This window comes from Geodermatophilus dictyosporus, from assembly GCF_900115505.1.
GTDB classification, from domain to species: Bacteria; Actinomycetota; Actinomycetes; order Mycobacteriales; family Geodermatophilaceae; genus Geodermatophilus; species Geodermatophilus dictyosporus.
Genome location: NZ_FOWQ01000005.1, coordinates 176,394 through 190,117, shown reverse-complemented (window position 1 = coordinate 190,117; position 13,724 = coordinate 176,394). Strand labels below are relative to the sequence as shown.

Genomic DNA, 13,724 nt, shown 5'->3' with positions numbered 1-13,724 from the left:
GACCGGAGGAGAGATGGCACGTTTCGAGGGCAGGGTCGCCCTGGTCACCGGTGGGGCGCGCGGCCAGGGCCGCTCGCACGCGGTGCGGCTCGCGGCCGAGGGCGCCGACGTCGCGGTGGTCGACGTCTGCCGGCAGTTCGACTCGGTGCAGTATGCGATGTCCACGCCCGACGACCTGGCCGAGACCGAGAAGCTGGTGCGCGAGCACGGCCGGCAGTTCCTCGGCATCCAGGCCGACGTGCGCGACGTCGAGCAGGTCGAGGCCGCCGTGCGGCAGGTGGAGCAGCAGTTCGGCGGGATCGACCTGGTCTGCGCCAACGCCGGCATCCTGCCCTCGACCGGCCCGCACGCCCAGCGGCTGGAGGCCTGGTACGACACCGTGGCCACCAACCTGTCCGGCGTCTTCTTCACGCTGCGCGCGGTGACGCCGGGCATGGTCGAGCGCGGCCGCGGCGGCGCGATCGTCATCACCGGGTCGACGTCGAGCTTCCGCGGTGTCGCGTACAAGACCGAGATGCTCAACCCGGGGCACATGGCCTACGGGGCGGCCAAGTCCGGCGTCCTGTCGCTGATGCGCAACTACGCGATGGCGCTGGGCCGGTACGGCATCCGGGTCAACACGGTCGTCCCGGCCGGGGTCGACACCCCGATGATCAGCAACGAGTTCTTCAGCAGGGACCTGCAGGCCGACGCCCCGCCCGGGTGGATGGCCAACGTCATGGAGCACGGCCCGGTGCAGCCCGGCGACATCTCCGACGCCGTGCTGTTCCTGCTCTCGGAGCAGGCCAAGTACGTGACCGGCACCGCGCTGCCGGTGGACATGGGCACGCTGCTCGTCTGACGCCGCGCGCCCGTCGTCGACCTGTGGTGGTCTCCCCGCACCCGAGACCACCACAGGTCGACGTGCGGCACGAGGGCGGTCAGCTCATGCCCGCCGGGACGCGTCCCGAGGCCGCCGCACCACTCGGGGCACCGTCGATGAGGAAGCCCTCGTAGCCGTTGGCGGCGACCTCCTGGCACCGCTCGCGGTAGGGGCCGACCCCGCCGATGTAGGGCATGAACACCCGCGGCTTGCCCTCGACGTTCGAGCCCATGTACCAGGAGTTCGCGGTCGGGAAGAGCGTCGCGTTGCCCACCTCGGCGTTGTGGTCGACCCACGCCTGCTCGGCCTCCGGGGTCGGCTCGATCGTGCGGATCCCGCGCTCGCGGACGAAGGCGATGCAGTCGGAGATCCACTCCACGTGCTGCTCGATCGACACCATCATGTTCGACAGCACCGACGGGCTCTGCGGGCCGGTCACCACGAACGTGTTGGGGAACCCCGCGATGCCGATCCCCAGGTAGCTGCGCGGCCCGGCCGACCAGTGGTCGGTGAGTCGCTGCCCGCCGCGACCGCGGATGTCGATCGACGTCAGGGCGCCGGTCTGCGCGTCGAACCCGGTGGCCAGGACCAGCGCGTCGAGCTCGTACTCGCGCTCGGTCGTGCGGACCCCGGCCGGGGTGACCTCGACCAGTGGCGTCCTGCGGAGGTCGACCAGGTGCACGTGCGGCTGGTTGTAGGTCTCGTAGTAGTCGGTGGCCACGCAGATCCGCTTGCTGCCGATCGGGTAGTCCTTCGGGCAGAGCGTCTCGGCGACACCCGGGTCGTGCACGATCTCCCGGATCCGCTCGCGGACGAACTCCGCGGCGGTGTCGTTGGCCGCCTGGTCGGTGAGCATGTCGGTGTAGGCGGCCATGAGGTCGACGAGGGTGTTGTCCCGGTCGTTCCACGCCTTCTCGTAGCGGGCCCGGCGCGACTCCGCGTCGTCCTCGAGGGCTCCCTTCTCCGCCGGCGGGTGCGGGATGCCGAGCATCGACGTCCGGGCGTCCTCGCGGAACTCCGGGTAGTGCGCCTTCATCTCCTCCTGGTAGCCCGGCGGGAACGGGTGGTTGTGCGCCGGCACCGCGAAGTTCGGCGTCCGCTGGAAGACGGTGAGGTCGCCGGCCTGCCGGGCGATGAGCGGGATGCTCTGGATGGCCGAGGAGCCGGTGCCGATGACGCCGACCCGCAGCCCGGTGAAGTCCACGCCCTCGTGCGGCCAGCGAGCGGTGTGGTACCAGGCCCCGCGGAAGCTCTCCAGCCCCGGGATCTCCGGCTTCTTGTAGATCGACAGGCAGCCCGAGGCATGGACGACGAACTGCGCCGTCCACTCCTCGCCGCCGTCGGTGCGCACCGTCCAGCGCTCGGCGGCGTCGTCCCACACGGTCGACTCGACGCGGGTGCGGAAGCGGATGTCACGGCGCAGGTCGAAGCGGTCGGCGACGTGGTGGGCGTAGCGCAGGATCTCCGGCTGGGTCGGGTACTTCTCCGTCCACTGCCACTCCTGCTCCAGCTGCGGGTCGAAGGAGTAGGAGTACTCCATGCTCCGGATGTCGCAGCGGGCACCGGGGTAGCGGTTCCAGTGCCAGGTGCCGCCGACGTCGTCGGCCATCTCGAACACCTGCACCCGCAGCCCGTGCCCGCGCAGCCGGTGCAGGAGGTACATGCCGGAGAACCCGGCGCCGATCACGACGACGTCGACGGACCGTCCGCTCGCGGATCCGTCGGTGGGGGCAGGGACGGGGCTGGGCTGGGTCATGGCGAGCTCCTCGGCGGGGAAGCGCGTCCACGGACCCGGCCGGAGGGTCCGGGGAGCGGGTGGGCCGGTCGGTGTGACCTGCACCACAAGTTAGGAACGCCCCGCACGGGGGTCAAGACCCGTGCGGGGCGTCGCCAGGCTCACCGCGGGAGCCGACCGCCTCAGCTCATGCCGGCCGGCACGCGCTGCGGACGGCGGACGAAGCCCTCGTAGCCGTTGGCCGCGACCTCGTCGCACTTCTGCCGGTACGGGCCGACGCCCCCGATGTAGGGCATGAACACCCGCGGCTTGCCGGGCACGTTGTCGCCCATGTACCAGGAGTTCGCCGACGGGTAGAGCGTCATGTGCCCGACCTCGTCGACGTGCCTGGTCCAGCCGTCCTGGGCGCCCTCGTCGGGTTCCATGGTGGCCAGGCCCTCGTCGCGCAGCGCCACGATGGCGTCGGTGACCCACTCCACGTGCTGCTCGATGGACACCATCATGTTCGACAGCACCGACGGGCTGCCCGGGCCGGTGATCGTCCAGAGGTTCGGGAAGCCGGCCATCTGGACGCCCAGGTAGGTGCGGGGCCCGGCGGCCCACGACTCCCGGAGCGAGCGGCCGTCCCGGCCGTGGATGTCGACGGCGGTGAGCGCGCCGGTCATCGCGTCGAAGCCGGTGGCGAAGACCAGCGCGTCGAGCTCGAACTCCTCGGTGCCGGTGCGCAGGCCCTTGGCCGTGATCTCGACGATCGGGTCCTTGCGCACGTCGACCAGGCGCACGTTGGGCCGGTTGAAGGTCTCGTAGTAGTTCGTGCCCAGGCACGGCCGCTTGGTGCCGAACGGGTGGTCGGTGGGCTGCAGGAGCCGCGCGACCTCGGGGTCCTCCACGATCTCGGCAATCCGGTCGCGCACGTACTGGGCGGCGGTGTCGTTGGCCGCCTTGTCGGTGATCATGTCCGTGAAGCCGGTGAGGAAGGTGACCAGGCTGTTGTCGCGGTCGTACCAGGCCCGCTCCCAGAGGGCCTGGCGCTCCTCCTCGCTCGCCTCGAGCGCCCCCTTGGTCGCCGGCGGGACCGCGATGCCGAAGCCGGACTCGCGGTTGGCCCGGCGGTACTCGTCGTACTCGGCCTTCACCGAGCGCTGGTGCTCGGGGTCGATCGGGTGGTTGTGCGCCGGGACGACGAAGTTCGGCGTCCGCTGGAAGACGGTCAGGTGCGCGGCCTGCTCGGCGATCAGCGGGATCGACTGCACGCCGGAGGAACCAGTGCCGACGACGCCGACCCGCTGGCCGCTGAAGTCCACGCCCTCCTTGGGCCAGTGCCCGGTGTGGTACCAGCGGCCGGTGTAGGTCTCCAGGCCCGGCACCTCGGGCACCTTCGACGTCGACAGGCAGCCGGTCGCCATGATCACGTGCTGGGCCGACACCTGGTCACCGCGGTCGGTGCGGACCATCCACCGGGCGTCCTCGTCGTCCCAGACGGCCTCGGTCACCCGGGTCTCCAGGCGGATGTCCTTCCGCAGGTCGAAGCGGTCGGCCACGTGGTTCACGTAGCGCAGCAGCTCCTCCTGCGGCGGGTACTTCTCCGTCCACTCCCACTCCTGCTCGAGCTCGCGGTCGAACGAGAAGCTGTAGTCCATGCTCTTCACGTCGACGCGGGCGCCGGGGTAGCGGTTCCAGTACCAGGTGCCGCCCACGCCGTCGCCGGCCTCGAACACCAGCACCCGGAAGCCCAGGCCGCGCAGCCGGTGCAGCAGGTAGAGCCCGGAGAAGCCGGCGCCCACCACCACGACGTCGACCTCCCCGACGCTGGTGTCGGGAGCCGGTCGGGTCGCCGTCTCGGTCATGTGTCTTCCTCTCCCCTCGGAGGCCGGCCGCCGGCACGGTGCCGGCGGCCGGGTCGTGCGGAACGGGTGTCGGGTCAGGCGGGCTGGGCGGTGAGCTGGCGGTCGACCGCCTCGACGACGTAGGCGATGCCGGCCTCGCTGCCGGGCAGCACGTTGACCATCGTGAAGAAGCCGTGCATCTGGCCCGCGAAGACGCGGCTCTGCACGGGGACGCCGGCCCGCTCGAGGGCCTCGGCGTACTCCTGGCCCTCCTGGCGCAGCACGTCGTGCTCGGCGAGCAGGACGACGGCCGGGGGCAGGCCGGAGTGGTCCTCGAGCTTGGACGGTGAGGCCTCCGGGTGCTGTCGCATCTCGTGCTCCGGGGCGTAGAGGTCCCAGAACCACACCATCGACTCGCGGGTGAGCAGCGTCTGGTTCTCGGGGTCGCGGTAGGTCTCGTTGTCCAGGTCGCAGTCGGTCACCGGGTACACGAGGACCTGCATCGCTATGGCCGGCCCGCCGGCGTCCCGGGCCTTGTGCGCGACGATCGCGGCGAGGTTGCCGCCCGCGCTGTCGCCGGCGACGACGAGCGGCACGCGGGCCCCGGCGATCTCGGTCAGGTGCCCGTCGATCCACCTCAGCGCCGCCCAGGAGTCGTTCACGGCCGCCGGGTAGGGGTTCTCCGGCGCCATCCGGTAGTCGACGAGCACGACCGCGCACCCGGTGCGCTGGGCGAGGGTCCTGCCGAGGGTCTCGAACTCCGGCAGCGCGCCGATCACCCAGCCGCCGCCGTGGTAGTAGACGAGCACGCCGCGGGGGTCCTCGTCCGGCACGAGGACGTGCAGCGGGATCGCGTACCCGTCGTCCGCCGGCGCGCTGGTCATCTCCGCCCGGTGCATCTCGGGCCCGGGGCCGTACATCTCACCGAGGGCCGCGGTCAGGCCGCGGGCCTCCTCCGGGGTCATCTCGTGCAGCGGCTTGGCGCCGCTCTCGGCCATCTGCGTGAGCAGCGCCGTCGTCGCCTCGTCCAGGGCCATGCGCGCCTCCAGGGGGAGCAGGCGGCCTCGCCGCCGCCTCGGGTGACTCAGACCACACAAACTAGGTAGACCATGCGCAGGGAAGCAAGGGGCCCTCGACGCGTTTGTCCAGAACCTGCGAAAGATGCGCAGGGACTCTTCCGCATCCGCGGTGCGGATGGCTACGGTCACCCCACCGGACCGCCCGCCGCCTCCCCGGCCGCCGGGGTCCGCCGTACGCACCCGGGTGCGAGGACGCCCCGGGACCGTCCACTCGAGGGAGCGCCGTGAAGACCGTCGGAGCACTGCTGTGGGAGCCCGGGACCCACTCGGGGTGGAGCGTCGAGGAGATCGAGCTCGACCCGCCCAAGCGCCGGGAGGTCATGGTCAAGCTGACCTCCTCGGGCATCTGCCACAGCGACGACCACCTCGACACCGGCGACATCCCGCTGGGCTGGGCGCCGATCCTGGGTGGCCACGAGGGCGCCGGCGTCGTCACCGAGGTCGGCCCCGAGGTCACCGAGCTGGCCGAGGGCGACCACGTCGTGCTCTCGTTCCTGCCCTCGTGCGGCAAGTGCCGGATGTGCGTCGCCGGCCGCGCCAACATGTGCGAGCTCGGTGCCGGCGTGCTGGCCGGCTACGCCCCCGACGGCACCCACCGCATCCACGCGCGCGGCCAGGGCGTCGGCGCGATGAGCTACCTCGGCACGTTCAGCCCCTACGTCACGGTGCCGGTCGACTCGGCGGTCAAGATCGACCCGTCGATCCCGCTGATGCCCGCATCGCTCATCGGCTGCGGCGTCCCCACCGGCTGGGGCTCGGCGGTGTACGCGGCCGAGATCCAGCTCGGCGACACCGTCGTCGTCTTCGGCACCGGCGGCGTCGGCATGAACGCCGTCCAGGGCGCGGTGCACCGCGGGGCGCGCAACATCGTCACGGTCGACCCGGTGCCGTTCAAGCAGGAGAAGGCCAAGCAGTTCGGTGCCACCCACTCGGTGGGCTCCTTCGAGGAGGCCCAGCGGGTCATCGAGCACATGACGAACGGCCAGGGCGCCGACCGGGTGATCATCACCGTGGACGTGGCCCGCGGGGACATCGTCGAGCAGGCCAACCAGCTCACCCGCCGCGGCGGCGTGATCGTGCTGACGGCGGCCGCGCCGGTGCTGCAGCGCGACGTGCAGTTCGACCTGTTCAGCTTCGCCATGTCGGGCAAGCGGCTGCAGGGCTCGCTCTACGGGACGACCAACTCCAAGAACGACATCCCGCTCATCGCCGAGATGTACAAGAGCGGTCAGTTCAAGCTCGACGAGCTGATCACCAGGACGTACAAGCTCGAGCAGATCAACGAGGCCTTCGCCGACCTCCGCGAGGGCAAGAACCTCCGCGGCGTCATCGTCTACGACGACTGAGGCACCGGGGATGACCCTCACCCGGCCCGACACCCGGGTCGCCGACGTGCTCGACATCCAGCGGGCCACGCACCTCTACGCGCGCGGCCTGGACCGCTTCGACCCGCAGGAGGCCGTCTCGGCCTTCACCGACGACGCGGTCTGGGACACCACCCCCGTCGGCCTGGAGCGGTTCGAGGGGCGCGCGGCGATCCTCGGCTTCTTCGAGCGGGACGCCGCCGCGATCGCCGACCAGTTCCACGTCATCACCAACCACGTCGTGGACCTGTCCGACGACGGGGACACCGCGACCGGCACCAACTACGTGTTCTCCGAGGGGCACACGAGGAGCGGGGCGGCGTTCAAGGCGATCGCGCTCAACGAGGACACCTACCGCCGCACGCCGCAGGGCTGGCGGATCTCCACCCGGCGCATCTCCGCGCTGACCCCGCCCGAGCTCGAGGGCTTCGATGCCTGACCCGACCACCCGCACAGGAGGACTCCCGTGACCGCAGTGGAGGAGCGCGCCGGCACCGGCGTGCGCTCGTTCGACAAGCTCTTCATCGGCGGCCACTGGGTGCCGCCGGCCACCGACGAGGTGATCGAGGTCGTCAGCCCGGTCACCGAGGAGGTCGTCGCCACCGTCCCGCACGCCGGCCCGGCCGACATGGACGCCGCCGTCGCCGCCGCGCGGAAGGCCTTCGACGAGGGTCCGTGGCCGCGGATGTCGCCGGCCGAGCGGGCCGCGGCGCTGCGCCGGGTGGGGGAGGAGGTCGGCAAGCGGATCCCGGAGATGGAGCACAGCTTCACCGTCGAGATCGGCGCCCCCGCCATGATCAGCAAGGCCTTCCACGCGAACGCGACGGCGATGTGGGACGACGCCGCCACGCTCGCCGGGACCCTGCAGCTCGAGGAGCGCCGGCAGGTCGCCGGTGGCGGCGAGGCGACCATCGTCAAGGAGCCGGTCGGCGTCGCCGCGGTGATCATCCCGTGGAACGGGCCGGTGGCCACCGCGTCGCTGAAGATCGCGCCCGCGCTCGCGGCCGGCTGCACGGTCGTCCTCAAGCCGGCTCCCGAGGGCCCGGTGTCGGTGATGATCCTGGCCGAGGCGCTCGAGGCCGCCGGCCTCCCCGACGGCGTCGTCAGCGTGCTGCCCGGCGGCCGCGAGGTCGGCGAGCACCTCGTCAAGCACCCCGACGTCGACAAGGTGTCCTTCACCGGCTCGACGGCGGCCGGTCGCCGGATCATGGCGCTGTGCGCCGAGCGGATCGCCCGCGTGACCCTCGAGCTCGGCGGCAAGTCGGCGGCGATCGTGCTGCCCGACGCCGACGTCTCCTCGGTGGCGCAGACGGTCACCTTTGCCGGCATCGGCAGCTCGGGGCAGGTCTGCGCCGCGCTCACCCGTCTCGTGGTCCCGCGCGAGAAGCAGGAGGAGGTCGTCGAGCAGGTCAAGGCGATCATGGAGTCCGTGCCGGTGGGGGACCCCCGCGAGGAAGGCACCGTGCTCGGCCCGCTGGCCGCCGAGCGCCAGCGCGAACGGGTCGAGGGCTACATCCGCACCGGCATCGAGGAGGGCGCCCGCCTGGTGACCGGTGGCGGGCGGCCCCCGGGGCTGGACAAGGGCTACTACGTGCAGCCGACGCTGTTCGCCGACGTCGACAACGCCATGCGGATCGCGCAGGAGGAGATCTTCGGCCCGGTGATCGTGGTGATCCCCTACGACACCGTCGACGACGCGGTCCGGATCGCCAACGACTCGCAGTACGGCCTCTCCGGCGCGGTCTTCACGGCCGACAAGGAGGCCGGCGAGGCGATCGCGCGGCGGGTGCGGACCGGCCAGATCTACGTCAACGACTGGGGCATGTGCGTCACCCAGCCCTTCGGCGGCTACAAGCAGTCCGGCCTCGGCCGGGAGGGCGGTCCCGAGGGCATCGCCGGCTTCCTCGAGACGAAGATGATCCAGGGCATCTGAGGAAGGACCTCCCTGCCCCCCGCCCCTCGCGAGCTCGCGGCGGGCCCCTGCAGGGAGGCCATCGGTTCTGGGCGCTCGGCTCCGGTCCCCGTGGGGACCGGAGCCGTGTCGCGTCCGGGGCCGCCGGCCCCGACCGGCGACGGCACCGGCCCGACAGAACCGTGCGCAGGGTCTGGACAGCCGATGTGACCGCGGTTACCGTCCGCGCTAACCCTGCACATCATTACAAGTCTTTGGGAGGCGTCATGGTCACGCTGTCACGGACGGGGTGCCGTCGGGCCCTGCACGGCGCCGGCGCGCTGGTGCTCGTGCTCGGCGCCGCCGCGTGCACCTCGCCCGGGTCCGGCACCTCCGGAGAGGGCGCCTCGGGCGGGGGCGGTGGCGGCGGGGGCGAGGGCCTGCCCGACAGCATCCGGGTCATGAGCATCCGCGCGCTCACCGGCCCGGTCTCCTTCGCCGGTCTCAACGCCCAGAAGGGCATCGACCTGGCCGTCGAGCAGATCGAGGCCGACGGGCTGCTCGGCGAGACGACCATCGAGGTCGACACCCGGGACAGCGCCACCAGCCCGCAGGAGGCGGCCAGCTTCGCCAGTCAGGCGATCGCCGACCCGTCCTACGTCGCCGTCATCGGCCCCGAGGCGAGCGCGCAGGCGACGGCCGTCTCGCCGATCGTCGACCCGCAGGGCATGCCGACGGTGTACGTGCAGGCCGGCAGCGAGGGCGTCGTCACCGGGGACTTCACCTTCCGGATCACCCCGCCCGCGGCCTCCTACTTCGACCTGGCCGGCGAGTACGCCGAGGAGCAGGGCGTGGCGACGGCCTCGGTGCTGTTCAACAGCGGCAACCCGACGCTGGTCCAGCTCGGCGAGGAGGTCGTCCCCCAGCTGGCCGAGGAGCACGGCTTCGAGGTGGTGAGCACCGGCGGGGTCGAGGCGACCCAGCAGGACTTCACCACCCCGGCCTCGTCCATCGCGGGCGAGGACCCGGACGCCGCCTTCCTGATGGTCCAGGGGCCGCAGTACCCGGTGGCGATCACCCAGCTGCGGCAGGCCGGCTACCAGGGCGAGCTGATCGGCATGAGCGCGGCCGGCGCGGGCAACCTCGCCTCGGCCGGCGACGGCGCAGCCGGCTTCGTGTGGCCGACCAACTTCACCCCCGACCAGGACGTCGAGAGCACCCAGGCCTTCGTCGAGGCCTACCGCGAGGCCTACGACGGCGAGACGCCGAACAACTACGCGGCCGAGGCCTACGACGCGATGTGGTTCCTGGCCCGCGGCATCGCCGAGGCCGACAGCGCCGACCGCGCCGCGATCCAGGAGGGCCTGGCCGCCGTCGCCGGCGAGGGCTTCGACGGTGCCCAGGGAGAGGTCACCTTCGAGGGCAACGACGCCCGGGTCCCCGGGGTCCTGGTCCGGTGGGACGGCAGCACCGAGGTCCCGGTCGAGGGCCAGTCCTGACCCACCGCTGACCCGCACCGCGTCCCGGTGCCGGCGCCCCCGCCGGCACCGGGACGCGAGGGAGGAACCCCATGGCACAGGACGTGCTCAACGCGCTGACCCTCGGGTCGCTGTACCTGCTCTTCGCGCTCGGGATGAGCCTGGCCTGGGGCACGATCGGCATCCTCAACTTCGCGCACGGCTCGATCTTCGTGTTCGCCGCGTTCTCCGCCCACCTGCTGGTGCAGGAGGTGTCGCTGCCGCTGCCGGCGGTGCTGGCCGTGGGCGTGCTGGTCGGTGCCGTGCTCTCCCTGCTGGTGCAGGTGCTGGCCTTCGAGCCCATCCAGCGCCGGGCCACCGACCACCGCAAGGCCGAGATGCAGATCCTCGTCGGCGGGATCGGCATCGCGATCATCCCGCTGGCGGTCGCGCAGTACGCCACCCGCAGCGTCCCGTTCGGCTACTCGGCGAGCTCCTTCCGGGTGAGCACCTGGGACTGGGGCTTCGCCCGGGTGAGCAACGTGCAGCTCGTGACGCTGGTCGCCGCGTTCGGGCTGGCCGGCGTGATCGGCTGGTGGCTGCGGGCCGCGCGTCCGGGGCTGGCCCTGCGGGCGATCGGCGTCGACGCCGAGGTCGCCTCGATGATGGGCGTCGACCGCCGTCGCCTGGCCCTGCTCACCATGGCCGTCGCCGGCGGGCTCGCCGGGCTGGCCGGCGTGCTGCTCACCTACTACCTGGGCTCGATCGCCCCCGAGACCGGGGACGCGTTCCTGCTCAAGGCGTTCGCCGCGATCATCCTCGGCGGTGTCGGCAGCATCGCGGGCGTCGTGCTCGGCGCGATGGTCCTCGCCGGGATCGAGACCCTGGTCCTGGTGACGACGTCGGGCACCTGGGCGCCGGCGATCGCCTTCGGCGTCATCTTCGTCATGCTCCTCGTCCGGCCCAACGGCCTGCTCGGCCGCCAGGAGGTCCGCCGAACGTGAACAGCTGGTACTTCTCGCACCTGGTCCTCATCCAGTCGACCTTCATCAGCTTCCTGCTGGCGCTGTCGATCCAGGTGCCGCTGCGCGCGGGGGTCTTCTCCTTCGCCGGCGTCGGCAGCTACGCGATCGGCGCCTACGCCGCGGCGATCCTCACCATCCGGGCCCAGGTCGCCCCGGTGCTGGCCATCGGCGCCGGCATCCTGGTCGCGGCCGTGGCGGGCTGGCTGCTGGCCCTGCTCGTCGCCCGGCTCTCCGGGCTCTACCTCGGCATGGCCACCATCTCCTTCGCCCTGTTCCTCGGGGTCCTGGCCACCAACGGCGGCGAGCTCACCGGCGGGGCCACCGGCCTCTACGGCGCGATCAGCACGCTGACCACCACGCACGTGGTCGTGGTGAGCGTGCTGGTGGCGCTGCTGCTGGCCGCGAGCGAGCGCGGCGCCTACGGCCGCCGGGTCGACGCCGTCCGCGAGGACCCGCACCTGGCGGTCTCGCTCGGGATCGACGTCACGCGGGTGCGCCGTCGCGTGTTCGTCGTCAGCGGAGCCCTCGGCGCCTGCGCCGGCGGGATGAACAGCCTGCTGCGCACCACGGTCTCGCCCGAGACGGTCGGCTTCCACCTCGTGGTCACGGCGCTCACGATGATCATCGTCGGCGGGGCGCTGTCCTGGGCCGGTGCCGCCATCGGCGCAGTGGTCTTCACCTGGCTGCCCAGCGTGCTGCAGTTCGTCGGCGAGTGGCAGCTGGTCGTCTACGGGGTGGTCGTCGCCGCGGCCGCGGTCTGGGTGCCGGGCGGCCTGCTCGGCCTCGTCCAGGACCGCTGGCACCGGTGGCAGGTCCGGCGCCGCCGGATCCCGGCCGAGGGCGCCACCGCACCGGTCGCCGACGTGCCCGCCGACGCCGAGCAGCAGCTCGCCGCCCTCGGCGGCCCGGCCGCGGAGGCCCGCCCGTGACCGCGCTGTCCGGCCGGCCGGCGGGCCCGGCGCCCGGCACCGGGGCGGCGGTGCTGCAGGGCAGCGACGTCGCGGTCCACTACGGCGGCATCAGGGCCGTCGACGGCGTCGACCTCACCCTGGAGACCGGCCGGATCCTCGGCGTCCTCGGACCCAACGGGTCGGGCAAGAGCACGCTGCTGGCCGCGCTGACCCGGCTGGTCCCGCTCACCCGCGGCCGGCTGACCCTCGACGGCGAGGACTACGGCCGCACCCCGCCGTCCCGGTTGGCGCACCGCGGTATCGCGCGCACCTTCCAGACCGTGCGGCTGCTGCCCGACCTCACCGTGCTCGGCAACATCCAGCTCGGCGCCGACCTGCGGCTGGGCCGCGGTGCCCGGCTGCGCGAGCTGGTCCGGCGCACCGTGCCCGAGGCGGTGCAGGAGGCCGTCGAGCGGACCGGCGTCGGGGACCTGCTCGACCTGCGCCCCGGCGAGCTCTCCTACGGCACCGCCCGCCGGGTGGAGATCGCCCGGGCGCTGGCCGGCCGGCCGCGGGTGCTGATGCTCGACGAGCCCACGGCCGGGATGAACCAGCCCGAGCGGCTGGAGGTCGCCGGCCTGCTGCGCCGGCTGCGCGACGAGGGGCTCACGCAGCTGCTCGTCGAGCACGACGTCTCGATGATGGTCGACACCTGTGACCGGCTGCTGGCGATGAACCAGGGCCGGCCGATCGCCGAGGGACCGCCGCGCGACGTCGTCCGGGACGCCGCGGTCCAGGAGGCGTACCTCGGGAAGAGGGGGCACCGTGCTGGAGATCGCTGACCTGCACGTCCGGTACGCGACCGCCGAGGCGGTCCGCGGCGTGAGCCTGTCGGCCACGCCCGGCCGGGTCACGCTGGTGCTCGGCGCGAACGGCGCGGGCAAGACCAGCACGCTGCGCGCCGCGGCCGGCCTGGTCCGGGTGCACGCCGGGCGGGTGGCCCTCGACGGCCGCGACGTCACCGGCCTGCCGCCGCACCGGCTGGTGCGGGCGGGTGTGGTGCTGGTGCCCGAGGGGCGCCGGGTGTTCGCGCCGCTCACCGTGGAGGAGAACCTCGTCCTGGGCGGCTACACCGCCTCGCGGGAGCGCTCGCGGGAGGTGCTGGACCGGGTCCACGCGATGTTCCCCATCCTCCGCGAGCGGCGGTCGGGCCCGGCCGGGCTGCTGTCCGGCGGCGAGCAGCAGATGCTCGCCTTCGGCCGCGCGCTGATGAGCTCACCGCGGGTGGTCATGCTCGACGAGCCGTCGATGGGCCTGGCGCCCACGATGGTGGAGTCGGTGCTGGGGGCCGTCCGCGCGATGGCCGACGACGGGCTCTCCGTCCTGCTCGTGGAGCAGAACGCCGAGCTGGGTCTCGAGGTCGCCGACGACGTCGTCGCGATGGCGCGGGGCGAGGTGGTGTTCAGCGGCCCGGCTGCCCAGGCCCGCTCGCACGCCTCGGTGCTGCGCGCCTTCCTCGGCGAGGCGGCGCTGGTGGAGTGAGCGGCCGCCGCCGGCGGGCCGGGTCTGGTCAAACAACCATGCACATGATTAGC

At 72.6% G+C, this 13,724-nt stretch carries 12 protein-coding genes; 9 read left to right on the top strand and 3 right to left on the bottom strand.

Annotated features, from left to right (window positions below):
• Positions 1-13: 13 nt before the first annotated feature.
• On the top strand, positions 14-841 hold the full coding sequence (locus BMZ33_RS13800; protein ID WP_091111437.1) for a mycofactocin-coupled SDR family oxidoreductase: 828 nt from the start codon (positions 14-16) through the stop codon (positions 839-841).
• Positions 842-920: 79 nt separating this feature from the next.
• Here the strand turns inward: BMZ33_RS13800 and BMZ33_RS13795 are convergent, their stop codons facing one another.
• The 3 genes from BMZ33_RS13795 to BMZ33_RS13785 form a co-directional block, all read right to left on the bottom strand.
• Positions 921-2,618: a flavin-containing monooxygenase gene (locus tag BMZ33_RS13795; protein ID WP_091111434.1), complete on the bottom strand. Its 1,698-nt coding sequence runs from the start codon at positions 2,616-2,618 to the stop codon at positions 921-923.
• A 161-nt stretch (positions 2,619-2,779) separates the two neighbouring features.
• A complete protein-coding gene (locus tag BMZ33_RS13790) occupies positions 2,780-4,444 on the bottom strand; it encodes a flavin-containing monooxygenase (protein WP_091111431.1) in 1,665 nt (554 codons plus the stop codon).
• 74 nt (positions 4,445-4,518) lie between these two features.
• Entirely contained in the window at positions 4,519-5,460 is a 942-nt protein-coding gene (locus BMZ33_RS13785) for an alpha/beta hydrolase (protein WP_091111428.1), read from the bottom strand.
• Between the two features lie 266 nt (positions 5,461-5,726).
• Between BMZ33_RS13785 and BMZ33_RS13780 the strand changes: the two genes are divergently transcribed.
• The 8 genes from BMZ33_RS13780 (at position 5,727) to BMZ33_RS13745 (ending at position 13,671) form a co-directional block, all read left to right on the top strand.
• The gene (locus tag BMZ33_RS13780; protein WP_091111426.1) at positions 5,727-6,848 is read left to right on the top strand and encodes an NDMA-dependent alcohol dehydrogenase; all 1,122 of its coding nucleotides are present in this window, start codon (positions 5,727-5,729) and stop codon (positions 6,846-6,848) included.
• A gap of 10 nt (positions 6,849-6,858) precedes the next feature.
• On the top strand, positions 6,859-7,305 hold the full coding sequence (locus BMZ33_RS13775) for a nuclear transport factor 2 family protein (protein WP_091111423.1): 447 nt from the start codon (positions 6,859-6,861) through the stop codon (positions 7,303-7,305).
• A 27-nt stretch (positions 7,306-7,332) separates the two neighbouring features.
• Positions 7,333-8,799 carry an aldehyde dehydrogenase gene (locus BMZ33_RS13770; protein WP_169064303.1) on the top strand — a complete coding sequence of 489 codons (1,467 nt, stop codon included), beginning with the start codon at positions 7,333-7,335 and terminating at the stop codon, positions 8,797-8,799.
• Positions 8,800-9,044: 245 nt separating this feature from the next.
• Positions 9,045-10,256, top strand: coding sequence for an ABC transporter substrate-binding protein (locus BMZ33_RS13765; protein WP_091111418.1), 1,212 nt, complete (start codon positions 9,045-9,047; stop codon positions 10,254-10,256).
• A gap of 71 nt (positions 10,257-10,327) precedes the next feature.
• Positions 10,328-11,218: a branched-chain amino acid ABC transporter permease gene (locus tag BMZ33_RS13760; RefSeq protein WP_091111416.1), complete on the top strand. Its 891-nt coding sequence runs from the start codon at positions 10,328-10,330 to the stop codon at positions 11,216-11,218.
• Positions 11,215-12,168, top strand: a complete 954-nt coding sequence (locus tag BMZ33_RS13755) for a branched-chain amino acid ABC transporter permease (RefSeq protein ID WP_091111413.1) — start codon at positions 11,215-11,217, stop codon at positions 12,166-12,168. The genes BMZ33_RS13760 and BMZ33_RS13755 overlap by 4 nt, the downstream gene beginning before the upstream one ends.
• The gene (locus BMZ33_RS13750) at positions 12,165-12,971 is read left to right on the top strand and encodes an ABC transporter ATP-binding protein (protein WP_169064302.1); all 807 of its coding nucleotides are present in this window, start codon (positions 12,165-12,167) and stop codon (positions 12,969-12,971) included. The genes BMZ33_RS13755 and BMZ33_RS13750 overlap by 4 nt, the downstream gene beginning before the upstream one ends.
• On the top strand, positions 12,955-13,671 hold the full coding sequence (locus BMZ33_RS13745) for an ABC transporter ATP-binding protein (RefSeq protein WP_091111410.1): 717 nt from the start codon (positions 12,955-12,957) through the stop codon (positions 13,669-13,671). Before BMZ33_RS13750 ends, BMZ33_RS13745 begins: the two co-directional genes overlap by 17 nt.
• The last annotated feature ends 53 nt before the right edge of the window (positions 13,672-13,724 follow it).